General features: G+C 71.2%; 22 protein-coding genes. 7 read left to right on the forward strand and 15 right to left on the reverse strand.

From position 1 onward, the window contains the following. Positions 1 to 94 precede the first annotated feature (94 nt). Positions 95 to 451 carry an iron-sulfur cluster assembly accessory protein gene (locus OG381_RS15245; RefSeq protein WP_266893491.1) on the reverse strand — a complete coding sequence of 119 codons (357 nt, stop codon included), beginning with the start codon at positions 449 to 451 and terminating at the stop codon, positions 95 to 97. A gap of 267 nt (positions 452 to 718) precedes the next feature. Between OG381_RS15245 and nadA the strand changes: the two genes are divergently transcribed. Then, entirely contained in the window at positions 719 to 1903 is a 1185-nt protein-coding gene (nadA, locus tag OG381_RS15250; RefSeq protein WP_327716645.1) for a quinolinate synthase NadA, read from the forward strand. An 18-nt stretch (positions 1904 to 1921) separates the two neighbouring features. Here the strand turns inward: nadA and OG381_RS15255 are convergent, their stop codons facing one another. The 6 genes from OG381_RS15255 to OG381_RS15280 form a co-directional block, all read right to left on the reverse strand. Then, positions 1922 to 4162, reverse strand: a complete 2241-nt coding sequence (locus OG381_RS15255) for a protein kinase domain-containing protein (RefSeq protein WP_327716646.1) — start codon at positions 4160 to 4162, stop codon at positions 1922 to 1924. Positions 4163 to 4273: 111 nt separating this feature from the next. After that, positions 4274 to 7390 (reverse strand): efflux RND transporter permease subunit, encoded by a 3117-nt coding sequence (locus tag OG381_RS15260; protein WP_327716647.1) that lies wholly within the window; start codon positions 7388 to 7390, stop codon positions 4274 to 4276. A 135-nt stretch (positions 7391 to 7525) separates the two neighbouring features. After that, entirely contained in the window at positions 7526 to 8209 is a 684-nt protein-coding gene (locus OG381_RS15265) for a response regulator transcription factor (RefSeq protein ID WP_266893484.1), read from the reverse strand. Between the two features lie 73 nt (positions 8210 to 8282). Beyond that, the gene (locus tag OG381_RS15270; protein ID WP_327716648.1) at positions 8283 to 9500 is read right to left on the reverse strand and encodes a sensor histidine kinase; all 1218 of its coding nucleotides are present in this window, start codon (positions 9498 to 9500) and stop codon (positions 8283 to 8285) included. A 115-nt stretch (positions 9501 to 9615) separates the two neighbouring features. Then, positions 9616 to 9894 carry a PspA-associated protein PspAA gene (gene pspAA / locus OG381_RS15275; RefSeq protein WP_307031901.1) on the reverse strand — a complete coding sequence of 93 codons (279 nt, stop codon included), beginning with the start codon at positions 9892 to 9894 and terminating at the stop codon, positions 9616 to 9618. A 23-nt stretch (positions 9895 to 9917) separates the two neighbouring features. Continuing rightward, a complete protein-coding gene (locus OG381_RS15280; protein WP_307031899.1) occupies positions 9918 to 10712 on the reverse strand; it encodes a PspA/IM30 family protein in 795 nt (264 codons plus the stop codon). A 205-nt stretch (positions 10713 to 10917) separates the two neighbouring features. Here OG381_RS15280 and OG381_RS15285 point away from each other — a divergent pair, with 205 nt between their 5' ends. Both OG381_RS15285 and OG381_RS15290 read left to right on the forward strand, forming a co-directional pair. After that, positions 10918 to 11595, forward strand: coding sequence for a DUF3043 domain-containing protein (locus OG381_RS15285; protein ID WP_327716649.1), 678 nt, complete (start codon positions 10918 to 10920; stop codon positions 11593 to 11595). An 83-nt stretch (positions 11596 to 11678) separates the two neighbouring features. Further along, positions 11679 to 12380: a methyltransferase domain-containing protein gene (locus tag OG381_RS15290; RefSeq protein WP_327716650.1), complete on the forward strand. Its 702-nt coding sequence runs from the start codon at positions 11679 to 11681 to the stop codon at positions 12378 to 12380. A 53-nt stretch (positions 12381 to 12433) separates the two neighbouring features. Here OG381_RS15290 and OG381_RS15295 read toward each other — a convergent pair whose 3' ends face one another. After that, complete coding sequence (locus tag OG381_RS15295; protein ID WP_046262608.1) at positions 12434 to 12646, reverse strand: hypothetical protein; 213 nt, start codon at positions 12644 to 12646, stop codon at positions 12434 to 12436. 172 nt (positions 12647 to 12818) lie between these two features. Between OG381_RS15295 and OG381_RS15300 the strand changes: the two genes are divergently transcribed. Then, complete coding sequence (locus OG381_RS15300; protein WP_327716651.1) at positions 12819 to 14021, forward strand: bifunctional adenosylcobinamide kinase/adenosylcobinamide-phosphate guanylyltransferase; 1203 nt, start codon at positions 12819 to 12821, stop codon at positions 14019 to 14021. On the opposite strand, the gene OG381_RS15305 is transcribed toward OG381_RS15300, so the two are convergent. Next, on the reverse strand, positions 14010 to 14528 hold the full coding sequence (locus OG381_RS15305) for a class I SAM-dependent methyltransferase (RefSeq protein WP_327716652.1): 519 nt from the start codon (positions 14526 to 14528) through the stop codon (positions 14010 to 14012). The two genes, OG381_RS15300 and OG381_RS15305, sit on opposite strands and share 12 nt — an antisense overlap. Before the next feature lie 137 nt (positions 14529 to 14665). Here OG381_RS15305 and cobT point away from each other — a divergent pair, with 137 nt between their 5' ends. Continuing rightward, a complete protein-coding gene (gene cobT, locus OG381_RS15310) occupies positions 14666 to 15754 on the forward strand; it encodes a nicotinate-nucleotide--dimethylbenzimidazole phosphoribosyltransferase (protein WP_327716653.1) in 1089 nt (362 codons plus the stop codon). Positions 15755 to 15943: 189 nt separating this feature from the next. After that, positions 15944 to 16618: a hypothetical protein gene (locus OG381_RS15315; protein ID WP_327716654.1), complete on the forward strand. Its 675-nt coding sequence runs from the start codon at positions 15944 to 15946 to the stop codon at positions 16616 to 16618. Positions 16619 to 17516: 898 nt separating this feature from the next. Here the strand turns inward: OG381_RS15315 and OG381_RS15320 are convergent. After that, positions 17517 to 18266, reverse strand: coding sequence for a hypothetical protein (locus OG381_RS15320; RefSeq protein ID WP_327716655.1), 750 nt, complete (start codon positions 18264 to 18266; stop codon positions 17517 to 17519). A gap of 60 nt (positions 18267 to 18326) precedes the next feature. On the opposite strand from OG381_RS15320, the gene OG381_RS15325 reads away from it, so the two are divergent. Continuing rightward, on the forward strand, positions 18327 to 19121 hold the full coding sequence (locus tag OG381_RS15325) for an adenosylcobinamide-GDP ribazoletransferase (protein WP_327716656.1): 795 nt from the start codon (positions 18327 to 18329) through the stop codon (positions 19119 to 19121). A 32-nt stretch (positions 19122 to 19153) separates the two neighbouring features. Here OG381_RS15325 and OG381_RS15330 read toward each other — a convergent pair whose 3' ends face one another. The 5 genes from OG381_RS15330 to OG381_RS15350 form a co-directional block, all read right to left on the reverse strand. Continuing rightward, entirely contained in the window at positions 19154 to 19930 is a 777-nt protein-coding gene (locus tag OG381_RS15330) for an endo alpha-1,4 polygalactosaminidase (RefSeq protein ID WP_327716657.1), read from the reverse strand. Continuing rightward, positions 19927 to 20553, reverse strand: a complete 627-nt coding sequence (locus OG381_RS15335) for a spherulation-specific family 4 protein (RefSeq protein WP_327716658.1) — start codon at positions 20551 to 20553, stop codon at positions 19927 to 19929. Before OG381_RS15335 ends, OG381_RS15330 begins: the two co-directional genes overlap by 4 nt. Beyond that, a complete protein-coding gene (locus tag OG381_RS15340; protein ID WP_327716659.1) occupies positions 20550 to 21974 on the reverse strand; it encodes a hypothetical protein in 1425 nt (474 codons plus the stop codon). Before OG381_RS15340 ends, OG381_RS15335 begins: the two co-directional genes overlap by 4 nt. Continuing rightward, a complete protein-coding gene (pelF, locus tag OG381_RS15345; RefSeq protein ID WP_327716660.1) occupies positions 21971 to 23491 on the reverse strand; it encodes a GT4 family glycosyltransferase PelF in 1521 nt (506 codons plus the stop codon). Before pelF ends, OG381_RS15340 begins: the two co-directional genes overlap by 4 nt. Before the next feature lie 135 nt (positions 23492 to 23626). Next, the gene (locus tag OG381_RS15350; protein WP_327716661.1) at positions 23627 to 25654 is read right to left on the reverse strand and encodes a hypothetical protein; all 2028 of its coding nucleotides are present in this window, start codon (positions 25652 to 25654) and stop codon (positions 23627 to 23629) included. Positions 25655 to 25730 lie beyond the last annotated feature (76 nt).

Genomic DNA, 25730 nt, shown 5'->3' on the forward strand with positions numbered 1-25730 from the left:
AACACATGAAGGCGGCGGCCCTGTCGGAGGGGGCCGCCGCCTTCACCGTCGTACGGACTCGGCCGGCCCTCGCGGACGCGGCCGGCGTACCGATCTAGTTGAACGAGTCGCCGCAGGCGCAGGAGCCCGTCGCGTTCGGGTTGTCGATCGTGAAGCCCTGCTTCTCGATGGTGTCGACGAAGTCGATCGACGCACCGCCGAGGTAGGGGGCGCTCATGCGGTCGGTGACGACCTTGACTCCGCCGAAGTCCTTGACGACATCGCCGTCGAGGGAGCGCTCGTCGAAGAAGAGCTGGTAGCGCAGGCCCGAGCAGCCACCGGGCTGAACGGCCACGCGCAGGGCCAGGTCCTCACGGCCTTCCTGGTCGAGCAGGGCCTTGACCTTCGCCGCGGCGGCGTCGGACAGGAGGATGCCGTCGCTGACAGTGGTCTTCTCGTCCGATACGGACATCTACATCTCTCCCGGGTTGTACGGAGACTGCTTGCCGACGGCTTCAACCGTCAGGGCCGCGGATTCATTCCGGGCCGCGCGCCTTGTCTTTTCGCCTGTTCTTTCATGCTCGCACACCCGCGACGAAGCGAACAGCGGCCCGAAGATCACCCGCCGGAGCGGCGCCGGGATTCATGTCACATCGACGCTATGACCATCGTCAAAGTGACGTGAACCGGGTTATGATAGATAACGTCAGATCGACGAAAAGTAGAAAGGGTGCGTGCCGTGACCACCGCCCAGACCACGGAGCTCGACGTACAGCCGACTCCTCTCGCCCTGCTGCTCCTCGGCCGTGAGGCCGACCCGAAGAGCGAGCGGGGTGTCGAGTGCCCCGGCGACCTGCCCTCGCCGTCCGACCCGGACCTGGTGGAGCGGGCCCGCGCGGCCAAGGAGAAGCTCGGGGACAAGGTCTTCGTGCTCGGCCACCACTACCAGCGCGACGAGGTCATCCAGTTCGCCGACGTCACGGGTGACTCCTTCAAGCTGGCCCGGGACGCGGCCGCGCGCCCGGAGGCCGAGTACATCGTGTTCTGCGGTGTGCACTTCATGGCGGAGTCCGCGGACATCCTGACCGGCGACGACCAGAAGGTCGTGCTGCCGGACCTGGCCGCCGGGTGCTCGATGGCCGACATGGCCACCGCCGAGCAGGTCGCCGAGTGCTGGGACGTGCTGACCGAGGCCGGGATAGCCGAGCAGGTCGTCCCCGTCTCGTACATGAACTCCTCCGCGGACATCAAGGCGTTCACGGGCAAGCACGGCGGCACGATCTGCACCTCGTCGAACGCCAAGAAGGCCCTTGAGTGGGCCTTCGAGCAGGGCGAGAAGGTGCTCTTCCTCCCCGACCAGCACCTCGGCCGGAACACCGCCGTGCGGGACATGGGGATGACGCTGGAGGACTGCGTCCTCTACAACCCGCACAAGCCGAACGGCGGGCTGACGGCCGAGGAGCTGCGGGCCGCGAAGATGATCCTGTGGCGGGGCCACTGCTCGGTGCACGGCCGCTTCAGCCTGGAGTCGGTGCGGGACGTGCGCGAGCGGATCCCGGGCGTCAACGTCCTGGTGCACCCCGAGTGCAAGCACGAGGTCGTGGCCGCGGCGGACTACGTCGGCTCGACCGAGTACATCATCAAGGCCCTGGAGGCCGCTCCGGCCGGCTCCAAGTGGGCCATCGGGACCGAGCTGAATCTCGTACGACGGCTCGCGAACCGTTTCGCGCCCGAGGGCAAGGAGATCGTCTTCCTCGACAAGACGGTCTGCTTCTGCTCGACGATGAACCGCATCGACCTCCCCCACCTCGTGTGGACCCTGGAGTCCCTCGCCGAGGGCAACCTGGTCAACCGCATCGAGGTCGACAAGGAGACCGAGACGTTCGCGAAGCTGGCGCTGGAGCGGATGCTGGCGCTGCCGTAGGACTCCTGCGGCGCCCGCTCACCCCTCGGGGTGAGCGGGGTCCATGCTGAAGACCGTCCCGTTCGGTGTGTTCACGACCACCGCCCCGCCGTCCAGCGACACCGTGGACTTGGTCGAGCCGCTGGCGAGCTGGTCGGCCCGGGCGCCGGTCTCCCAGAGCAGCGTGCCCTTGCGGGAGTCGAGGGCGGCGACCCGGCCGCTGAGGCTGGCCAGGTAGAGCGTGCGGGTGGTGGGGTCGTAGGTGGGCCGGCCCGAGTCCTCGACGCTGGTCCGGGTCTGCCAGAGCTGTTTGCCGGTCAGCGGGGAGACCGCGGTGACCTGGCCATTGGCCCCGGTGATCCAGACGGTGCCGGCGGCGAGGCGGATCGAGCCCTTGTGGCTGCGCGTGAGTTCGGTCGTGGTGGTGGCGCCGGTGTCCGGGTCGAGGAGCCGGATCTCGTCGAAGGTGTTCTCCTCGGGGCGCGCCGGGCCGGAGCCGACGTCGACCGCGACGGCCACGGCGAGGCGGCCGTCGACGGTGCCGAGCAGACCGCTCCCGTTCGGGGTTCTCAGCCGTCTGCGCACTGTTCCGTCGGTCTTGTCCAGCTCCAGGAGTACGGCGTCCTTGGACTCGTCGTCCGGGAAGCAGTGCGCGTAGAGACGGGAGCCGGCCGTCGCGAACTGGCAGTAGTCGCCGGCGGGCAGCTGCGCGGTCCAGCGGTCGGTGCCGGTGCGCGGGGACCGTGCCGTCACCAGCCGGCCGCTGGTGTCGGGGGTCATGACGAGGTCGCCGACCATGAGCTGGTCGACGCTCGCCCCTCCCCGGTCGCGGGTCCACAGCTGGTCGCCGGTCTCGGTGTCGAGGGCGACGATGCTCGACCTGGTGCTCCCGTCGGCCGCGAAGACGTCGTGCTGCAGGATCATCGCGTCGTCCCGCACGCCGAGGAGTGCGAAGTTGTTGCCCGACGAGTCCGTGCCCTCGGCGGCGGTCGCGAGGGCGGAGCGCCAGACGGTGGCGCCGGTACGGCCGTCCAGGCGGACCGGGAGGATCGTGTTGCCCGCGCAGTAGACCGCGTTCTCGTACGGCCGGCAGGTGGCGTCGATCGTGCTCTCGCCGCCCTTCGCCAGCGGGTTGACCTCGCCCGACCGTGCGGTCCCGAACATCGTCGTCTGCCAGGCCTGCCAGCCCTCGGGCACCGCCGACCAGCGGGTGGCCCCGGACGCGGCTGTCGAGCTCGTCTCCTGGGAGGCGTCCGAGAATCCCGGGCCGAGGCTCAGGTACCCGACCAGGCCGAGGCTCACCGCGCCCAGCGTGCCGACCGCCACCAGCAGGCGGCGGCTCCTCCGGGTCCGGCGGCGGGGCTTGGGCAGGCCCGTCGGCATCGCCGGGTCGGCGCCGCCGTAGGTCTCCTCGACGGCCCTCAGGTCGGCCGGACCCGAAGTCGTGGTGTCCGGGTCCATGGGGTCGGACTCGGGCAGGGCCTCGGCGAACTCCTTGGCCAGCACGTCCAGTCCGGGCCGGTCGGCGGCCTCCTTGACCAGGCAGCGCTCCAGGACCGGGCGCAACGTCCGCGGCACACCGTCCAGTCCGGGCGCCTCGTGGACGACGCGGAAGGCGGTCAGATACGGGCTGTCGGCGTCGAAGGGGCCGCGTCCGGTGGCCGAGTAGACCAGGAGTGCGGCGAGGGAGAAGACGTCCGAGGCGGGCCCGACCGTGCGGGCGTCGGTGAACTGTTCCGGTGACATGAACGGCGGGGTGCCGATCATCTGGCCGGTCTCGGTCAGGGTCTGGTGGTTCTCCGCGGCGCGGGAGATGCCGAAGTCGATCACGCGGGGGCCGTCCTCGGCCATCAGGACGTTGGCGGGCTTGAGGTCCCGGTGCACCACTCCGGCCCGGTGGATGTCCTCCAGCGCCTCCACCAACCCCAGGGCCAGCCGCCGCAGTTCGGCGCCCTTGAGGGCTCCGTGGTCGCGGATCCGTTCGGCGAGGGAGCTGCCGGGGACGTACTGGGTCGCCATCCAGGGCCGGGTCGCCTCCGGGTCGGCGTCCACCACGGGCGCGGTGAAGGCGCCGCTGACCTTGCGGACGGACTCGATCTCGTGCCGGAAGCGGGCGCGGAAGACCTTGTCCTCCGCGTACTGGGCGTGCACCACCTTGACGGCGACGTCACGGCCCGAGCGCGATCTGCCCCAGTAGACGACCCCCATGCCTCCGGAGCCGAGCCGGTCGACCAGCTTGTATCCGCCGACCGATTTCGGGTCGTCCTTGTGCAGTGGCACGCCCGGGATCCCCTTCACCGTAAAGCAGTTCGAGCCACAAGATACAGAACGCCCGAACGCCGACGGCCGGGCTCCGGACGGTCGTCGTCCAGAGCCCGGCCGTCGCCGCCGTCACACGCCCGCGGGTTCCGGCTGGGCCGGCGCCTCCGCGTTCTGGGCCTTCTTCGCCTTCTTGGCCGCCCGCTTCTTCGCGCGGCGCTCCTTGCGGAGCTCCAGCATCGTGTAGAGCGTCGGGACCAGGAGGAGGGTCAGCAGCGTCGACGTGATCAGACCGCCGATCACGACCACCGCCAGCGGCTGGGCGATGAAGCCGCCCTCGCCGGTGACCCCGAGGGCCATCGGGAGCAGGGCGAAGATCGTCGCCAGGGCCGTCATCAGGATCGGGCGGAGCCGGTGGCGGCCGCCCTCGATGACGGCGTCCACCGTCGCGTAGCCCTGCTTGCGGTACTGGTTGATGAGGTCGATCAGCACGATCGCGTTGGTCACCACGATGCCGATGAGCATCAGCATGCCGATCATCGCGGGGACGCCCATCGGGGTGTCCGTGAGGATGAGGAGGCCGATGGCGCCCGTCGCGGCGAACGGGATGGAGACCAGCAGGATCAGTGGCTGGACCAGCGAACGGAACGTCGCCACCAGCAGCATGAAGACGATCGCGATCGCCGCGAGCATCGCCAGGCCGAGGTTCTTGAACGCGCTGTCCTGGTCCGAGGTGACGCCGCCGATCGAGGCCGTGGCGCCCGCAGGGAGCTTCAGGGCGTCGAGCTCGGCCGTGAGGTCCTGGCTCACGGCGCCCGTGTTGTCGCCGGTCGGCTTGGCGGTGATGGTCGCCGCGCGCTGGCCGTCGATCCTCGTCATCGAGACCGGGCCGTCCGCGAGCTTCACCGTGGCGATGTCGCCCAGCTTCACCGGGCCGAGCCTCAGGTTCCTCAGCTCGTCCAGGGTCCGCGCGGGCTTCGCCGACTTGATGACGACGTCACGCTCGGTGTCGTCCAGGATCGCCTGGGCGGCCGTGGTGCCCTTGACCGCCTCGGTGACGGCCGCGCCCAGGGTCTGGTCGTTGAAGCCCGCCGCGGCGGCCTTGTCGTTGGCCTTCACCGAGATGCGCGGCACGCTCTGCGCCAGGTCGCTCGTCACGTCGGTGACGTCGTCCAGGCCCGCGACCGTCTTGCGGACCTGCTCCGCCGCCTCGCGCAGGACATCCGCGTCGGCCGCCTTCACGACCACGCTGAGGTCCTGGGCGCCGAAGCCGTCGCCGGCCGCGATGGTCGTCGTACCGATGCCGTCGAGCTTCTTCAGGCCCGCTTCGATACGGTCCTGCACGTCCTCGTACGAGGCCGAGTCGTCCAGCATCACCTGGTACGAGGCCTGGTTGGTGTCCGTGCCGCCGCCGAAGGCCGCCATGAAGCCGGACGAGCCGACGGTGACCTGGTAGTCCTTGACGCCCTTGGTGCGGGCGAGCAGCCCCTCGACCTTCCTGGCCTGCTCGTCGGTGGCCGCGAGGCTGGTGCCGGGCTTCAACTCCTGCTTGACGGTGAGGACTTCCTGCTCGCCCTGGTCGAAGAAGTTGGTCTTCAGCAGTCCGGACATGCCGAACGTACCGATGAGGATCACCACGGCGATCAGCACACTGGTCAGGCGCCGGCGGGTGGCGAACCGCAGGACGGGGACGTAGAGGCGCTGGAGCCTGCTTTTCGCCTCCTTCTCCTCCGCGAGGCGTCGGGCTTCCTCGGCGTCGGCCGGGGTGCCCTTGGGGGCGCGCAGGAACCAGTACGACAGCACCGGGACGACCGTCAGGGACACCAGCAGCGAGGCCAGCAGGGCGGCCGTGACCGTCAGGCTGAACGAGCCGAACAGCTCGCCCACCATGCCGCCGACCAGGCCGATCGGCAGGAAGACGGCGACCGTGGTGAGGGTGGAGGAGGTGACCGCTCCGGCCACCTCGCGGACGGCGTTCAGGATCGCGGGCTCGCGCTCCTCGCCGTAGCCGAGGTGCCGCTTGATGTTCTCCAGGACCACGATCGAGTCGTCGACGACCCGGCCGATGGCGATGGTCAGCGCGCCCAGCGTCAGCATGTTGAGCGAGAGGTCGCGGGTCCAGAGCACGATCAGGGCGAGGACCACCGACAGCGGGATGGACACCGCCGTGACCAGCGTCGAGCGGACCGACGCCAGGAAGACCAGGATGACCAGGACCGCGAAGAGCAGGCCGAGCGCGCCCTCGGTGGTCAGACCGTCGATGGCCTTCGCGACCGCGGGGCCCTGGTCGCTGACGACGGTGACCGTCGCGTCGGAGCCGAGGTCCTTGCGCATGCCGGCGAGCTTGTCCTCGACCGCGTCGGAGATGGAGACCGCGCTGCCGTCCTGGTCCATCGTCACCATGACCGCGAGGCTGGGCCTGCCGTCGGTGCGGGTGAGGGAGTCGGCGGCGGCCTGCTCCTGCTTGACCGTGGCCACGTCACCGAGGCGGACCGGCTTCTTTCCGGCCTGGCCGGTGACCATCAGGTCCTGGATCTGCCCGACCGAGGTGAAGCCGCCGCCGACCTGGACGGTGCGGTTGGCGCCGTCCTCGTCGAAGGAGCCGGCCGGGACGGTCGCGCCGCCCGCCTGGAGCGCCTGGGCGAGGGCGGCCGAGGTGAGGCCCGCCTTCGTGAGCTTCGTGTCGTCCGGGGTGACGGTGACCTGGAGGTCGCGGACGCCGTCGACGGTGACCTGGCCGACGCCGTCGATGGACTTCAGGTCCGGTACGACGGTCCGGTCGAGCTGGTCGGCCAGGGCCTGCTGGTCCTGGTCGGAGGTGACGGCGAGGACGACGGTGGGCATGTCGTCCGTGGACCCGGCGACGACCTGCGGGTCCACGCCGTCCGGGAGCTGCGCACGGGCCCGGTTGACGGCCTGCTGGACGTCGGCGACGAGCTGCTTGGTGCCGCTGCCGTAGTCGAAGGACGCCATCACGATGGCGTTGCCCTCACTGGCCGTGGAGGTGACTCCCTCGATGCCGTCCACCGCTTCGAGGCTGTCCTCGAGGGGCTCGACGACCTGCTTCTCGACGACATCCGGTGAGGCGCCCTGGTAGGGGGCGAGCACGGACACCATCGGCAGTTCGATGGAGGGCAGCAGCTGCTGCTTGAGCTGGGGTATCGCGATCGCCCCGAAGGCGAGCACGATGATCGACATCAGGCCTATGAGGGCCCGCTGCGCGAGGCTGAATCTCGACAGCCAGGACATGGGTCAGGGATCTCAATTCTGTGAGCGGCAGAAGTGGGCCCCTACACCCTGTGCCCTCCGGGAACGGTGATCCGTAACTCCCAGGTCCATTTCCTTATGCGGCGCATACTCCGGCCGCAGTACGGCGGGTGGAGTTCACTCCACCCTCGGACGTACCAGCCCGGACTCGTACGCGATCACCACGAGCTGCGCCCGGTCCCGCGCGCCCAGCTTGGCCATGGCCCGGTTGACGTGCGTCTTCACGGTGAGCGGGCTGACTTCGAGGCGTTCGGCGATCTCGTCGTTGGAGTGTCCGCCGGCGACCTGGACGAGGACCTCGCGCTCGCGGACGGTGAGCGCGTCGAGGCGGGCGGCGCGGGCGGGATCGTTCGCGTCGTCCGCCGCGTCGCCCTGGGCGAGGAAGCGGGCGATCAGGCCCTTGGTGGCGGCCGGGGAGAGCAGGGCCTCGCCGCCCGCCGCGATCCGGATGGCGCTGAGCAGCTCGTCGGGTTCGCTGCCCTTGCCGAGGAAGCCGGAGGCGCCGGCCCGCAGCGACTGCACGACGTAGTCGTCGACCTCGAAGGTCGTCAGGATGACCACCCGGACCTGGGCGAGGGACGGGTCCTCGCTGATCAGCCGGGTGGCGGCGAGGCCGTCGGTGCCGGGCATACGGATGTCCATCAGCACGACGTCGGCCCGCTCCTCCTTGGCCAGCCGCACCGCCTCCGCCCCGTCGGACGCCTCGCCGACGACCTCCATGTCGGGCTCGGAGTCGACGAGCACGCGGAAGGCGCTGCGCAGCAGTGCCTGGTCGTCGGCGAGCAGGACGCGGATGGTCATGCGGGGTCCTCTGCGGCAGGGGGCTCGGTGCTACGACAACTTCCGCGGGGTGCGCCTGAGTTCCGCGGGTCGGTCATACGGCGTCGTCGGCGGCGCGGCCGCGGGTCTTGACCGGCAGGATCGCATGGACGCGGAACCCGCCGCCGTAGCGGGGACCGGTGGTGAGGGTGCCGCGCAGGGCGGTGACCCGCTCGCGCATGCCGAGCAGACCGTGGCCGCCGCCGTCGGCCGGCTCGTCCTCCCCGGCGCCGTTGTCGAGGACGGTGATCTCGATGTTCGGCCCTACCCGGACGACGCTGACCTCGGCCTTCGCCTCCGTACCGGCGTGCTTCTGGACGTTGGTGAGGGCTTCCTGGATGACCCGGTAGGCGGCCAGGTCGACGGCGGCGGGGAGTGTGGTGTCGCTGTCGGCGCGGGCCACCTCGACATGCTGGCCGGCGCTGCGGAAGGTGCCGACGAGTTCGTCGAGGCGGTCGAGGCCGGGGGCGGGCTCGGTCGGTGCCTCGGGGTCGCCGGACTGCCGGAGCAGGCCGACGGTGGCCCGGAGTTCGTTGAGCGCCGAGCGGCTGGCCTCGCGTACGTGGGCCAGGGCCTCCTTGGCCTGGTCGGGGCGCTTGTCCATGACGTGCGCGGCGACGCCCGCCTGCACGTTGACCAGGGCGATGTGGTGGGCGACGACGTCGTGCAGGTCGCGGGCGATCCGCAGGCGCTCCTCGGCGACGCGGCGCCGGGCCTCCTCCTCGCGGGTGCGTTCCGCCTTCTCGGCGCGGTCCCTGATCGCCTGCACGAAGGCGCGGCGGCTGCGGACGGCGTCGCCGGCGGTGGCGCCGATGCCGGTCCAGGCGAAGATGCCGAGGTTTTCCTGGGCGTACCACGGGAGTGGGCCGCCGAGCATGGCGGCGGCGGTGAGGACGGTCATGGTGAGCAGGCCGACCCGCCAGGCGGTGGGGCGGTCGGTGGCGGAGGCGACGGTGAACAGGGCGATCACCGCGGACATGGCGACGGGGGCGCGGGGGTCGCCGGTGACGCACTCGACGATCGAGAAGCTTCCGGTGAGGGCGAGCACCGTCATCGGGGCGCGGCGGCGGAAGACGAGGGCCACGGCGCTGAGGCCGATGAGGACCAGGCTGAGCACGTCCGGGGTGCGGAACCCCCAGGTGACGCCGTCCGGTCCGTGCGGGTCCACGAACGAGCCGGCCACCATGCAGGCGAGGACGCCGGCCGCGAGTATGGCGTCCAGCGCCATGGGGTGCGCCTTCAGCTGCTGCCGGACGCGCTCGAGGGTGCTCACGTCTGCCAACGGTACGGGTGACCTGCGGCGCTTGGAACGGGGGTCACCTGTAGGTTTCCTGTGTACTTGCCGAGTGTTGGGCGTGCCCTTGCCAGGGACACCGCCCGGGCCTGGGTCAGCCCGGGATCAGGCCGTCGTCGCTGAGCAGTTCCCGGACCTGTTCCAGGGTGGCGTCCGGGGACGGGAGGATCAGGTCCGAGGGTTCCAGGGCGTCGTCCGGCAGCGCCTCGCCCAGTTCGCGGACCTTGGCGAGCAGGGCCTCGAAGGTGCGGCGGAAGCCGGGGCCGTCGCCGTTCTCCATCTCGGCCAGCAACTCGTCGTCCAGTTTGTTCAGCTCGGCGAGGTGGCTGTCGGCCAGTCTCACCTGCCCCTCCCCCATGATCCTGACGATCATGTCGCCCTCCTAAGGCGTGGGCCCTACTGCTTGTCGAAGCGTGGGGTGTCCTGCGGCTGCTGCTGGGACTGCGACTGGCCCGGGCCACCCTCGATGGCCTGCTGACCGCTCGTGCCTCCGGCCAGCTCCGCCTTCATGCGCTGCAGTTCCAGCTCTACATCCGTACCACCGGAGAGCCGGTCCAGCTCGGCCTGGATGTCGTCCTTGTGCATGCCGGACTGGTCGTCGAGGGCGCCGGAGGCGAGCAGCTCGTCGATCGCACCGGCCCGCGCCTGGAGCTGCGCCGTCTTGTCCTCGGCACGCTGGATCGCCATGCCGACGTCGCCCATCTCCTCGGAGATGCCGGAGAAGGCCTCGCCGATGCGGGTCTGCGCCTGGGCCGCGGTGTACGTCGCCTTGATCGTCTCCTTCTTCGTACGGAAGGCGTCGACCTTGGCCTGGAGCCGCTGGGCCGCCAGGGTGAGCTTCTCCTCCTCGCCCTGGAGCGTGGAGTGCTGGGTCTCCAGGTCCGTCACCTGCTGCTGGAGGGCGGCACGGCGGGAGAGCGCCTCGCGGGCCAGGTCCTCACGGCCCAGCGCGAGCGCCTTGCGGCCCTGGTCCTCCAGCTTGGACGACTGCGACTGCAGCTGGTTGAGCTGAAGCTCCAGGCGCTTGCGGGACGTGGCGACGTCCGCCACGCCTCGGCGCACCTTCTGGAGCAGCTCCAGCTGTTTCTGGTAGGAGTAATCGAGGGTTTCGCGCGGGTCCTCGGCCCGGTCAAGGGCCTTGTTCGCCTTCGCGCGGAAGATCATCCCCATACGCTTCATGACACCGCTCATGGGCTTCGCGCGCCCCCTTCTGACCGAGTCCAGCTTCAGCTCTGCGACAGAACCCACAGTACGGGCCCTGCATCCATTGACGCACTGTTCGGGGACGGATGCGCTCCTCCCCAAGGACGACTGACCAAGGCCCTGCTCCGGCGTAGGGAGTAGGTGACCATCAGGGTGGGCAGTCGGTCACCGGACGTCCCCTCTGTCCCCCTACATGACGACTGGTGTTGCCGGATCGTTCCCCAGCGGGCTGGGGTCCAACCCCGGACACCCCTTACCCTTGGGTTTTGTGTTCCGTAGCCGTTCCACCAAGGACGAGAAGGCCGCCCCCGCCGACAAGGCGCAGGTGACCGACTCCAGTCAGATCCGCCACCCCGAGGCGAAGAAGGGCCGCCCCACTCCCAAGCGGAGTCAGGCCCAGTCGCAGCGTCGCAGCGTGGCCAATACGTCGATGACGCGCAAGGACGCCGCCAAGCGCCAGCGCGAGGATCGTCGTGCGCAGCTGGAGAAGCAGCGCCAGGCGCTGGCGGGGGGCGACGAGCGGTACCTGCCGGCCCGCGACAAGGGCCCGGTCCGCAAGTTCGCCCGCGACTTCATCGACTCGCGGTTCAACGTGGCGGAGTTCTTCCTGCCGATGGCCGTGGTCATCCTCGTGCTGAGCATGGTGCAGGTGGGCGCGTTGCAGAGCATCGCGCTGCTGCTGTGGCTCGTCGTGATCGTGCTCATCGTGCTCGACTCGGTCCTGACGGGCATCCGTCTGAAGAAGCGGCTCGCCGAGCGCTTCCCGGACCAGTCCAAGAAGGGCGCGGTGGCCTACGCCCTCATGCGGTCCCTCCAGATGCGTCGGCTCCGGCTGCCCAAGCCGCAGGTCAAGCGCGGAGAGCGGCCCTGAGCACTACGCCGTTCACCGGGGGCGCGGCGCATGCCTGGCTGAGCAGGCTGGGCGGGCTGCGGGATGTCGTACGACAGGAGCTGGTGGCCCGGCAGCTCGACGAGCAGATAGCCGGGCGCTTCCCGGTGGGTCAGCGGCTGCGGGTGCTCGACGTCGGGATGGGCCAGGGCACCCAGGCACTGCGGCTGGCCCGGGCCGGGCATCAGGTGACCGGGCTCGAGCAGGACGCCACGATGATCGCGGCGGCCCGGGAGTCCCTGTGCGCCGAGCCCGAGGGCATCCGGGAGCGGATGCGGATCATCGAGGGGGACGGCCGGGACACCGGGGTCCACTTCCTGCCGGGCAGTTTCGACGTCGTGCTGTGTCACGGCGTCCTCATGTACGTCGAGGAGCCGGATCCGCTGCTGGCGGGACTGGCGCGGATGCTCGCACAGGGTGGGCTGCTGTCGCTGCTCGTGCGGAACGCGGACGCGCTGGCGATGCGGCCGGGACTGTCGGGCGACTGGGCCGGTGCGCTCGGGGCCTTCGACACCGTGTCGTACACCAACCGCCTCGGGCTCGATGTGCGGGCCGACCGGCTGGAGACGCTGACCGCGACGCTGGCCGGGATCGGGGCACCGCTGCACGCCTGGTTCGGGGTGCGGGTGTTCACGGACACAGCGGCGGACGCGGCGGAGATCCCGGACGACGTGGAGACGCTGCTGGCCGCCGAGGAGCGGGCCGGGCGGACGGACCCCTACCGTGGGGTCGCTGCGCTGCTGCACCTGTGCGGAGTGCGGGGCTGAGCCCACGGTGAGCAAGAAGGGCGGCCGGAACCCGGCCGCCCCCTTGTTCGGACCTACGCCTCCTCGGCGTGCAGGCTCATCGGGCCGTAGATCTTCGTACTGTCCTCGAACAGGTGCACCTGGTCCGCGCCGCCCTCCGCGAGGTCCTTCCAGTACTCACCGACCCAGGACTCGGCATCCCCCTGCGTGGTGAACTCCTCGGGCTGCACCGCGGGCTGAACCTCCGTCCCGTCGGCCTTCTCGAATCGCCACGTCCATGCCGCCATGTACGCCTCCTCGCTCCGCTGGGTTAGGCCGTGATCAACATACGGTAGTCGGTCGGGTGCGGGTCGTCTGTGGCTGGTCGCGCTCCGCGGCGGAGCCGCTGATGTCACAGCCCCGCGCCCCTGGGGGCATGCCGGGCGCGCACGTCTTGCAGTGACCGGCGAAAATCAAGCCGTGGAACTCACTCTCCTCGGTACCGGTGCCCCCGCAGGCCTTCCCCGACCCGACTGTCCCTGTGCCGCCTGTGCGGCCGCGCTCGGTCCCGATGCGCGGGCCGCCACCGCGGTGGTCGTCGACGGGGCGCTGTTGCTCGATCTGACGCCCGGCGCGGTGTTCGCGGCGGCCCGGGCGGGGCAGTCGTTGGGGCAGGTGCGGCAGGTGCTGTTGTCGCATCCGCACAACGGGCCCGCCATGGAGGTGCCGGCCGGGCTGCCGCAGCCGGGGCGGGTGCCGGACGGGCGGGAGTTGGCGCTGCTGACGGGGCATCGGGTGCGGGCGGTGGCGATGGACGCGCCCGGCACCGGGTACGCGGTGACCGGCCCTGACGGGCAGCGGCTGCTCTATCTGCCGCCCGGGGGCGCTCCGGCGGGACTGGAGGAGAACGGCAAGGACGGCTACGACATGGTCCTCGCCGATGTCGTGGGGCGGCCGGACGCGCTCGCCAAGCTGCGCGCGGTCGGTGCGATGGGACCGGCCACCGATGTCATCGCCGTCCATCTCGACCACGACGTACCGCCCGGCGCAGAGTTGCGGCGACGGCTCGCGGCGGCGGGAGCGCGCGCCGTGCCCGACGGGACGACGCTGACCGTCGGCGTCTACGAGGACGTACCGGACGTGCCGCGGCGGACGTTGGTGCTGGGCGGGGCGCGGTCCGGGAAGTCGGTGGAGGCGGAGCGCAGGCTGGAGGCGTTCCCGGACGTCCTGTACGTCGCCACCGGCGGGACGCGCGGCGGGGACGGCGAGTGGGCCGCACGCGTGGCCACGCACCGCGACCGGCGGCCCGGGTCCTGGCGTACGGCCGAGACCTGCGACCTCGTGCCGCTGCTCGCCGACGACGGGCCTCCGCTGCTGATCGACTGCTTGTCGCTGTGGCTGACGGACGCGATGGACGCCGTCGGGGCGTGGGACGACGCGGTGTGGGCCGACGGCGGGGAGCGGGCGCTGCGGGAGCGGGTGCGGGAGCTGACGGACGCGGTGCGGGCGACCCGCCGGACCGTCGTCACCGTGTCGAACGAGGTGGGGTCGGGGATCGTGCCGGCCACGGCCTCCGGGCGGCGCTACCGGGACGAACTCGGGCGGCTCAACGCGGCGTTCGCCGGTGAGTGCGAGCACGTGGTGCTGGTGGTGGCCGGGCAGGCGGTGGTCCTACGGGGCTGAGGGCTCCTTGTGGGCGATCACGCGGTACGTCGTCCAGGGGCGGGGACGGCGGTTCCTCGGCGGGAGGATCGTGCAGCCGTGGGATTCCAGTTCCGTGCGGAGTTCCTCGGCGGGGGCGTCCACGCCCTCCAGGAGGAGGTAGCCGCCGGGGCGCAGGGCCGCGAGGGCGGCGCGGAGTTCGCCCGCGGGGTCCGGGGGCCGGAGGAGGGTGACGACGTCGTAGCGGGCCCGCAGGCCGGTCGCGATCCGCTCGTCCGTCAGGCTGCCGACGTACGCCTCCTCCACCCGCTCGGCCTCACGGGCCTGTTCCACGCGGGCGGTCGGGTCGACGCCGTCGAAAGAGGTGTACGGGAAGAGCTCCTTGGCCGCCTCGGGGAAACGGGCGTCGCCCGTGCCCACGTCCAGCCAGCTCTCGGGTTCGGGGAGGAGCCGCAGGATCGCGCGTGCCGTCGAGCGGTGGCGGCGTCTGCGGTCGAGGTCGCTGACACGGGTGCGCAGGCGTTTCATGGGGGCTCCCTGAGACATACGACATTCCACTGCAAAACGGAACGTATGGGATCTCGATCTTGGGAGCAACGACGTCAGGTGCGCGTGGTGGCCATGTGGCGCCGTCCTGTTCGATCGGTGCCGGTACTGTTCGGCGAATGAGCTCGCTTAATCTCGACGACTTCACCGATCTGATCGAGCGCCCCGACGGTGGGGTGCGCCGCGACGCCGAGGCGCGCCGGGAACGTCAGATCGTGCCGCCCGGGTCGCTGGGCCGCCTGGACGATTTGGGTGAGTGGCTGTCGGCGGCACAGTCCGCCGTTCCGGTACGGCCGATCGAACAGCCGCGGGTGGTTCTCTTCGCCGGTGACCACGGCATCGCCGAGCTCGGTGTCTCGGCCCGGCCGGCGGGCAGCGCCGGGGAGTTGGTGCGCGAGGTTCTGGAGGGCGGGCGGCCGGTGTCCGTGCTCGCGCGGCGGCTCGGGGTGCCGGTGCGGATCGTCGACCTGGCGCTGGACTGCGATCCGGAGTCGCTGCCCGGCGAGGTCGTACGGCATCGGGTGCGGCGCGGCAGCGGCCGTATCGACATCGAGGACGCGCTGACCCTGGAGGAGGCGGAGGCCGCCTTCCGGGCCGGGGTCGCGGTGGCCGACGAGGAGGCCGACTCCGGTACGGATCTGGTGGTGCTCGGCGATGTGAGCGTCGGCGGGACCACGGCGGCGGGTGTGCTGGTCGCCGCGTTGTGCGGGACCGACGCGTCCGTGGTGACCGGGCGCGGTGGGCTGGCCATCGACGACCTCGCCTGGATGCGCAAGTGCGCGGCGATCCGTGACGCGCTGCGGCGGGCCCGCCCGGTGCTCGGGGACCAGCTGCAGTTGCTGGCGACGGTGGGCGGGGCCGATCTCGCGGCGATCACCGGGTTCCTGCTGCAGAGCGCGGTGCGCAAGCTGCCGGTCGTGCTCGACGGGGTCGTGGTGGCCGCCTGTGCGCTGGTCGGGCAGCGGATCGCCTTCCGGGCGCCGGACTGGTGGCTGGCCGCGCACGACAGCGGGGAGCCGGGGCAGGCGAAGGCGCTGGACCGGATGGCGCTGGAGCCGCTGCTGGAGCACGGGGTGACGGTCGGGGAGGGCGCCGGCGGACTGCTGGCACTGCCGCTGGTGCAGGCCGCGGCGGCGCTGGCCGCGGAGCTGCCCGAGAAGCCGGAGCCTGTCGAGGCGGATGCCGAGGAGCCGGAGAAAGAGGAGTAGCCCACAGGACGCGGCGGCGCGGCAGGGGTGTCAATCTGGCACCTTTGCGTGGATGTCTCCGATCTGCCGGGAAGGTGTGCAACAGGCCCGGGAGATCCAGCTCACGTAGGTGTGGCTCAACTGCGCACGGTTCGGATCGGTCTTCGGACATGGCCCGTGGCCGCACCGTACGTACCTGGAGACGCGCCGATGACGAGGATCGCCCGCTGGGCCCGCACCGAGTGGGGGCTCCTGTACGTCGCGGTGCGCGGGCCGCTGGTGCGGCGGCGGTGGCGGGCGGCGCCGATGGCGATCGGGGCGGTGTGCCTGACGGCGGTGCTCCAGTTCGTGCAGAACCAGTCGTGGGGCTACCGGTTCGTACAGAACGTCGGTGCCGTACGGGCGGAGGACCCTCTCTGCCTGGCCCTCCTGCGGACGCCCTTGTCGTTGTTCGTACCCGCGCTGGACCTGCCCGTATGGGGCGCGCTGGCGCAGCTCCTGATCGTGTTCGGCATCGCGGAGATCTGCCTGGGCCGGTGGCGCACCCTCCTCATCGCCTACGCCGCCACCCTCGCCGGCACGCTGTACGCCCGCCTCGGCATCTGGCTGGGCCCCGACAGCCCGCTCGGCCTCCCCGCCACGGACTCCCACGTCGTCGACACCGGCCCCTCGGCCGCCGTGGTGGGCCTCGCGGTGTTCCTGGCCTGGCGCTATCGCGCGTACGTCACCGGGAGTGCGGTGATCGCCGCGATGGTGGTCGAGGTACTGCTGAAGGACAACCTCGCGGGCAAGGAACATCTCGCGGCCATCGCGGCGGTGCTGCTGCTGTGCGGGATCTCGGAGGTACGCCATCGGCGACGCACGGGGCGGGTGGCGATGCGGTGACCGGCCGCACGTCGGGCCATCGCCCGGTCAGCCCGCGTCGGTGAGCGGGGCATGGGGCGTCCGGCAGACGGCTGTGTCGGTCAGCGGGCGCGCGGGACGGCGCCCCGGCGACGTCCATGCCGTGACCGGGGGGGCGTATCAGGTGTCGGCCCACGAGCGCCTTGTCACGGCCGGACCTGCGGATCGGGCTTGCCGTCGATCAGGTCCACGAGTCCGGCACGCTGCGCGGAAAGGAACACGGGGGCGTGTGACGCAGCGCGCGGAGGCGACGCGGGCCTGCTCCCCGGCGGCGGTCCTGGCGATAGGCGCGCGAAGTGGCCTTGGCGCGGGGGCGTGGGGCGCCGCCCGGCAGACAGAGGTGGCCTTGGCCGGGCGCTCGTGTCGGTGGTCCGACGGGCGTCACGCCGGTGGTTGTGTGTGTCAGGTGTCGGCCTGCGGGTGGCCTGTCACGGCAGGGCCCGGGGGTCGGGTTTGCCGCCGATCAGGTCTTCTAGTTTGCGGCGGGGGCCCGACCAGCGGCGGTCCTGGCGGTAGGCGCGCAAGGTGGCCCTGGCCGCGGGGGCGTGGGGCGCCGCCCGGCAGCGGCGGTGGCCATGGCCGGGTGCTCGGGACGGTGGGCCGACGGGTGTCGCGCCGGTGGTTGGGTGTGGCAGGTGTCGGCCTGTGGGTGGTCTGTCACGGCAGGGCCCGGGGGTCGGGTTTGCCGCCGATCAGGTCTTCTAGTTTGCGGCGGGGGCCCGACCAGCGGCGGTCGTGGTGGTAGGCGCGCAAGGTGGCCCTGGCCGCGGGGGCGTGGGGCGCCGCCCGGCAGCGGCGATGGCCGGGTGCTCGGGACGGTGGGCCGACGGGTGTCGCGCCGGTGGTTGGGTGTGGCAGGTGTCGGCCTGTGGGTGGTCTGTCACGGCAGGGCCCGGGGGTCGGGTTTGCCGCCGATCAGGTCTTCTAGTTTGCGGCGGGGGCCCGACCAGCGGCGGTCGTGGTGGTAGGCGCGGAGGGTGGCCTTGGCGCGGGCGCGGGGGCGGCGGCGGTAGAAGCGGCGGGCCCAGGGTGAGCCGGGGCGGGCCAGGCGGACGAGGCCGATCAGGCCGACGAGCGGGACGATCACGCTGAAGATCGCCATACGGGCCTTGCCCTTGCTCAGGACGGCCAGGGCGAACAGGAAGTTGACCACCACGGTCGAGAGCACGTTGGCCCGGTCCTGGAGCTCGTCCTGGCTCAGGTCGTTGACGCCGAACGGCGAGAACCCGGACAGCACCAGTCCCACCAGGGCGGCGGTCAGCACGACCACCTCCACGCTCTTGCGGCCCTCCTCCGTCCAGTAGACGTCGTCGAGGTGCAGGATCAGCGCGAACTCGTCCAGCACGAGGCCCGCACCCACCCCGAAGATCACCGCGCACGCGGCCGCCCCGAAGCCGTGCCGGCCACTGGCCACGGCACCGAAGCCGCCGACGACGGTCAGGACGATCCCGGGCACCACGTGGTGGATGTGCACCCCGCCGGAGCTGACGTTCCCGAAGGGACCCTTGCCCGCGCGGATGAGCCGGGTGATGACCCGGGTGACCAGGAAGGTGACGACGAAGGAGGCGAGAGCGAGGAGCAGCGGCAGTTTGCCCGGCTCGATGATGTTCCGCTGGAGCCAATGTCCCATATGTGCACTTTATCCAGGGTGGGCCGTGGCGACTTCCCGACCGCCGGATAACCTCCTCCGGTGTCTGCGCCCTCTTCGACTCCCTGGCCCGACGGCCTCCGCTTCGCCTTCGGCACCCTGACCGTGCTCCCGGTCAAGGTGACCCGCTGGGACCGTGACGCCGCGCGCGGGGGCATGCTGTGCGCCCCGCTGGCGGGGGTGGTGGTCGGGGCGGCGGCCGCCGTGCTGGGGGTACTGCTCCTGGCCCTGGGCTCGGGACCGCTGCTCGCCGCCGTCGCCACCGCCGCCGTGCCCGCCGCCCTCACCCGGGGGCTCCACCTCGACGGGCTCGCCGACACCGCGGACGGGCTCGGCAGCGGTAAACCGGCCGAGGACGCCCTGCGGATCATGAAGCAGTCGGACATCGGGCCGTTCGGGGTCATCACCCTCGTCTTCGTGCTGCTCGCGCAGGTGGCCGCGTTGGCGCAGGCGTACGGCGAGTCGTGGGCACGGGGTGCGGTGGCCGCGGTGGTGTCGGCCACGGCGGCCCGGCTGGCGCTGACGCTGGCGGCGCGGCGCGGGGTGCCGGCGGCACGGCCCGAGGGCTTGGGAGCGGCCGTGGCCGGGGTGGTCCCGGTACGGGGGGCGGCGATCGTCGCCGTGGCCGTGACGTTGGCGGCGGCAGGTGCGGGGGCGTTCTTCGGGCCGTACGACATCGTCCGTACGGCACTCGCGGTCGTCGTCGCCGCCGGGGTTGCCGAACTCCTGCTACGGCACTGCACCCGGCGCTTCGGCGGGGTGACCGGGGACGTGTTCGGAGGGCTCGCGGAGACCGCGGCCACGACCGCGCTCGTGGTGCTTTCGCTGGGTGGCTGAGCGGCGGGTGCCTCGTGGCCGGTCGCGCGGTTTCAGCAGGGCCGGCGCCAGACCCCCAGCTCGTACTTCTTCAGCATCGAACTCAGCTTCAGCTTCCGTGACTCCGCGCAGAACTTGCTCGTCGGCAGTTCGTACTCCACGTGGAAGACCGCCTTCTTCGCCTCGATGAACGGTGTGTTGGCCTCGCACTCGTCGTACTGGGCGCACTGTTCGTTGACCGCGAAGTCGAAGTCGTCGACCAGTGCGGGGATCTGGTCCAGGTCGTTCTTCAAGCCCACGGACATGCCGCGGGCGTGGGCGAGTTTCGCGATGAGGCGGTTGTAGCGGAGCTGGTCGGCGGCCTTCAGCGGGAAACCGGTGCGGTTCTTGTAGCCGTCCATGTTGTCGGGCTCCACCGCGTCGAAGCCCTTCTCGCGGCACATGTCCATACGGTCCGCCATCAACGGCTCCAGGACGTCCGTCTTGCGGATGTCGAGCCACTTCTCGCCCTCCCAGCCGTTGCCGCGGCCGAGGACCGACTTCGGGAACTTCTCCGCGTCGGGGCGCCAGTCCTCCCAGGCTCCGGTGGAGAGGTAGCAGATCACCTTGCGGCCCTCGCGGTGCAGCGTGGTGACGGTGGTCTTGGACTGGTCGAAGCCGTCGATGTCGTAGACCGGGACGTCGACGGAGGTGTCGACCGTCCGGCCGCTGAGCTGCCACTGCCAGTCGAGGCCGGGGGCCGGCTGCCAGCGGGGGCCGGGTTTCGCGTCCGGGGTCGTCGTGCAGGCGGCCAGCAGAAGCAGGGGGACCAGCCAGAAAACGCGTCTCACCGAGCGGGCTCCAGAGTGTGCGGCAACGTACCCCAAGGATGATCTCCCACCCCGGGGACCGCGCAGTACAGGTCCGCCCCTTTCACCGCCGGATCGACGCCCTCCGGGACGCCGTACACCAGGTGGCACAGCCGTATGTCCGTGCCGCCGCGCCAGGGTTGTGGGGGCTGTCGGCGGTACGTCGACCAGGTGCCCTCGAACGTGACGAGGACGTCGGCGATGCGGGCGTAGGAGGGGTGTGGTGTGGTGCCGTGGTTCAGCGCGAGGGTGCCTCGGACGGCGGTGGCGAGCCGCCGGTAGTACGCGAACTCCTCCGGGCCCGAGGTGACTTGGTCCAGGAAGGCGCCGTCCGTGCCGTACCAGTCGCGGTGGCGTGTGAGGTCCCGGACCACGTCGGCGGAGGGTCTGCGGGCGTAGTCCGTGTCGGCGTAGCCCAGCACCCGTGTGCCTGCGGCCCGCAGCCTCGCGGCGACCTCGGCGAAGGCCTCGTCGGGGGCGTCGCCGGGGCCGCTGGCCGGGTTGAGGACGACGCCGTAGAGGTGGGGTGCGGCCGCGATGATCGCGCCCCATTCGGCGGGGCGGACGGACGGGTGCTCGTAGTACGGGACCAGGAGAGTGCTCATCGGTGGGCCGTCGCCCTTCCCAACAGGGCGCAGACGAGGGCGGCTTGGGCCGCGGCCGCCGTGCCGTGGACGATCAGGGCGACCCAGTGCGGGGTGCCCGTGTGGGTCAGCAGCGCGAGTGTCTGGGCCAGGGCCGCGGCGCAGCAGAACGCCGTCGCGCTGAGGATCGCGCCGAAGGACTGGAGCAGCAGGCCGGTCCAGAGGACCACGCCCAGCACCAGCAGACCTGGTGACAGGGCGGACATGGCGAGGCCCAGGACGAGAAGGGTGACCAGGTAGACGGTCAGGCATTCGGCCAGCGTGATGGCCGTCGTACGCCAGAAGGCCCTTGGGGTGCTGGTGTTGCGCAGGCCGGCGAGGCTGCCGCTGCGGAAGCGGTGGAGGAGCCATTCGGCGGGGCCCATGCTGAGGGTGAGGGCGACGGCGGCCAGGGCGTTGTCCAGGGCTGCGTAGAGGACTAGGACACCGCTGCCCAGGCCGAATAGGGCGTACGGGAGAGAGGAGAAGAGTTGGGGGCCCATTGTCGTTTGGCGGCTGCGGGCTCGTTGTGGCTTGTCGCGCAGTTCCCCGCGCCCCTGAGGTGCGTCACCCACAGGCAAGACTCCCAGCAGGCCCAGGACCACCACCGCCAGCAGGGAGCTCAGCAACAGGACGATCCTCGCCTGGTCCGGCATGGAGTGGACCGAGGCCAAGGCCGCGCCAGCCGCCATCGGCAACAGGGCGTACAGCAAAGCGCGTTCGCGGCCCAGGACCAGCAGGACCGTCGACGCGCCCAGGTACAGGGCCTGTCCGGCGGCGAAGGCCACCCCCGTCATGTCGCCCGTGGCCGCGACCAGGAAGGCGGCCAGGGTGCCCAGCACCACTCCCGCCGGCGCCCCCAGCAGCAGGCTGCGTTTCGCCGCTGTGCGGTCTCCCAGGCCCAGCCAGGAGTACGCCCGGTGCGCGAGGCCCTGGTTCCAGGTCCAGCCGACCAGGGCGCCGGCGAGGAGGGGGATCGTGCCCGCCGGGAGGCCGAGGTCTCTGGGGCCGGTCATCAGCGGGGCGCCCAGGACGTAGCCGAGGCCGGGGAGGGCGAAGACGACGCCCCGCAGGAGGCAGCCCAACAGGCCCACCTGCCACGGGTCGTGGACCGGGCCCTCCGGTTCGGGATAGCGGCGCTCGACGCGTTCGTAGAGCTCCTCGGCGAGGGCGAAGGAGTTCTTCAGTCCGTACCGCTCGCGTATCTGGTCGTCCGACATGCCGTCGGACTCCAGGAGCGCGGCTATCTCGTCGGGGTGGACGGCCGCGGCGACGAAGTCGTTCAGGCGCACGGCGAGTTCGTCGAGAGGGTCGGGCCGGGCCCAGCTGGGGGTGCGCTGCCTGGGGATGCCGGGCACGGTGTCCGGGCGGGCGCCCGGGGGCAGCCAGACGGATCCGCTCACCAGCCGGTCCCGTCCGTCGCGACCGCGGCGTACCAGGGGTCGCGCAGTTCGAGGGTCCAGTCGGCGACGGTCTCGAGCGTGGGCTCGTACACCTCGGGCATACCCGCGAGCTCCTGGTAGATCGTCCGGAAATTGTCCACGGAGCGGCGCAGAGTGAAGCGGTCGATCACGCGCTGCCGCGCCAACTCGCCCAGTTTCAGGCGCCGTTCGTCGTCCTTGAGCAGTGTCAGGGCCGCTGCCGCCAGCTTCTCCGGCTCACGCGGGGGCACCACCAGACCGGTGTCGCCGACCGCCTCGCTCACTCCCCCGACGTCCGTCGACACCGTCGTACGGCCGCAGGACATCGCCTCGATGATGGAGAACGGGAAGCCCTCGGAGATGGAGGAGAGCATGACCACGTGGCCGGCCGCGTAGGCCCGCCAGACCTCGCTGATGCGGCCCTCGAAGGTGAGGCCGTCGGTGACGCCGAGTTCGGCGGCGAGCTTCTCCAGCCGGGTCTTGTACTCCTCGCCGCCGGGCGGGACCGGGCCGAAGAGTCTGAGCCGGGTCTCCGGCATCTCGGCGCGGACCATGGCGTAGGCGCGGATCAGGGTCTCCAGGTCCTTGATGGGGTCGACGCGGCCGCACCAGGTGAGGGTCGGGACCTCGGGTTCGGGTCCCGCGTGCGGGAAGGCGGCGGGGTCGACGCCGTTGTAGACCGTGCGGATCTTGTCGGCGTCGGCGCCGCCGCGCTCCTCCCAGCGGCGGTTGTACTGGTTGCAGGGGGTGATGAGGTCGGCGGCCCGGTAGCCGAGGGAGTTGAGCTCGCGGTAGAAGCCGAGCATGAACGCCTTCACGGGCCAGCGCTGGGCGTCCGAGCGGTAGCCGAGGTAGCGCTCGCGCAGGTAGATGCCGTGCTCGGTGAGGAGGAACGGAACGCCGTCCAGTCGATGGGCGGCGAGGGCGGGCAGGGTGGCCAGGCCGCTGCTCACCGCGTGTGCCACCGAGTCCTCGGGGATGCGGACGCCCAGCGGGCGCAGGGCGTGTTCCAGCAGGTCCGTCGCGGTGAGCGCGTCGTGGACCGTGGGGCGGGCCGCGGCCGTCGCCAGGTGCGGCATCGTCCATATCCACATCAGCGAACGCAGTGCCGACTCCGTGCGCAGTGCGGCCGGTAGACGTCCGTCGCGGGCGAGTCCGGCCAGCTCGTACAGGGCCTCGCCGAAGTCGCAGGGGGCCTCGGGGTCGAGGAAGGAGAGCAGGAAACGCTCGTAGGAGTCGATGAAACGGCGCCGCGCCCTGCCGTACGGGGCGTGCTTGCGGCCGGGGCGCGGGCCCCAGGTCGGCACGGAGGTGTGGCGGTAGACGTTGGGCGGCAACTCCCAGGTCACGGGTTCGCGGCCGCTTCCGGTGAGCGAGAGGATGTGGAAGTCGACCTCCGGCATGCCCTTGACGAGCTGGTCGCACCAGGTGCTGACGCCGCCGTGGACATGCGGATAGGTGCCTTCGGTGAGCATGGTGACGTGACGGCCCGTGCGCATTGCCGCGCGGTTCCCCCCTGTTTGCGGATCTTGTGAGGGGAACTGCGGACCGGCCCCCGGCTGCGGGCTCGTAGTGGCTGGTCGCGCAGTTCCCCGCGCCCCTGAAGGGCGCCTCAGTCGAGGCGGCTCCAGAAGCTACGGCAGCTTCAGAGTCACTGCCGACTGAAGCGGCTCCGGCGCGGTCCACGCCGAGCGCCGGCCCGCGTACGGGGTTCCGAACGCGCTGGTGCCGAGCAGGAGTTGCTTCTTTGCCCCCTCCGGCACGGTCACCGGGATCTGCGTCCCGTTCGGTGCCGTGATCGTGACCGTCGTGCCGACCCGGTACGCCGTGACCTTGCCGGAGGCCAGCGCGGCCTGCCAGCCGGCGCGGCGCTGGAGTTCGGTGCCGATGGCGGCCTGGGCGAGGTTCTGGACCGGGGTGTTGTCGGCGAAGAGCGCCCGGTAGTCGGTGAGGACCTTGGTCATGACCGGGTAGAGGGTCCGGTCCTCGGCCAGGTTCGACTGGTGGGCGTAGTGCGGGCGCGGGTCGTTGTTGATGGCGTGTCCGAGGGCGGTGCGGGCCTCCTGGGGGACGATGTACGAGGTGTAGCCCGTGGCCGGGTCGAGCGGCTCGGCCAGGCAGGTGGAGGTCGGGTTGTTCTCGCAGATGCCGCTGCCGCCGTCGGCCGCCGAGGCGTAGATCCAGTTGTACTCGTCGGCCATCTCGGCGTTCGTGCCCACGTTGTAGTACACGTTCATCGGGTAGCGGGGCACGGTCAGCGTGCCGCTGCCGACCGCGCGCTGGTCGGGTTCACGGGAGCTGTCGGAGGCGGTCCACTTGATGCCGTTGTCGGCGAGGGCGCCGGCGAGGTTGGGGTTGTCGTTCGGCTGCTGCGGCAGCGTCTTCAGGCCCGAGTGCTCGCCGGTGACCAGCTCGGCACGGGTCAGCGGAAGGCCCTTGGAGACGCCCCAGTTGTAGTTGTCGCGGATCTCCGCGGAGATGTCGGCCCGGCTCATGTACTGGGTCGTGCCGCTGGTGTTCTTCGCGCAGCTCCACGGCACCGTGGCCGTGTCCTGGACGCAGCCGAGGAACTTGTGCGTGTACGTGTGGTTGATCCAGCGGTACTTGGCCTTGTCGGCGAGCAGCTGGGTGGCGAAGGCGTCCGTGCCGCCGTTCTCGGTCTTCCACTCCTCGCCGGAACCGGCGTTGTAGACCATGTCGAGCGTGAAGCCCTGTTCCTGCTGCCACTGGGCGGCGCGGACCGCGTCGGCCGCGGTCATCCGGATCGGTGTGGTTCCCGTGCCGGCACCGCCCGCGCAGTCGAAGTCGCCGGGGGTGCAGTTGTGTTCGGTGTCCCAGCGGCTGTCGGGGGCGAAGACGTCGTCGACGTGCACGGCGAAGTAGTTGCGCGCCTGCCCCAGGTGCACCCCCTGGGTCAGCCACTCGACGATGCCGCGGGCGAGGACCCGGAACTGCTGCTGGTACTGGTTGTACGCGAAGGTCACGACGAGTTCGCGGCGCCCGTCGTGGACGTACTCGCCGACGAGGCTGCCGCGGCCCGAGCCGCCGGGCACGGCGGTGTCGACATAGCTGGTGAAGCCCGCCCCCGGGGTGGCCACATAGCCGTAACTCTCCATCACCGAAGGGGAGTTGTCCTCGAAGGTGAGGGCTCCGTCGAGGTAGCCGAAGTACCCCGACCTGCCCGCCGCCGTGATGCCCGCGGCCTGTCCGTCCAGCGAGCCGGAGTAGCTGCTGTACTCCAGACCGACCCCCGGGTGCGCCCAGGTGTAGGCGTCGACCTGCGGGATGCCGTACGTCTTCTCGTACGTCTCCAGCGCGGTCTGTTCGGCCGAACCGGCGCCGAACGGGGCCTCGTTGGGCAGGACGACACCCTGGTACTTGGCCCGGGGCGTGCCGTTGACCGTGTCGCTGAGGAACGCGGCCGTGATGGCGGGGCGGTTCGCGTCGTTCAGGGAGACGGTGGTGTACGGGATGCCCGTGCTCTTCAGCTGGGCGGTGATGGCCTGGACGGGGCTGTCGCCGTTGTCCACGACCAGCACCTTGAGATCGATGCGCGGCGTCGCCGCTGCCGCCGCGCCCGGTGCTCCGAGGCCCAACGCCAGTAGCCCGGCGGCGGTCAGGACCGCGGCCGCGGCTCTGCGTCTGTGCGCACTCTGCGCCATTCTGTGTGTCCTCCCCCAGAAGATCCCCTTGTGGTAAATCCAAGGATGATCAGTGGAAATCATGCAAAGCGGTGAG

It is taken from the genome of Streptomyces sp. NBC_00490, assembly GCF_036013645.1.
Taxonomy (GTDB): domain Bacteria; phylum Actinomycetota; class Actinomycetes; order Streptomycetales; family Streptomycetaceae; genus Streptomyces; species Streptomyces canus_F.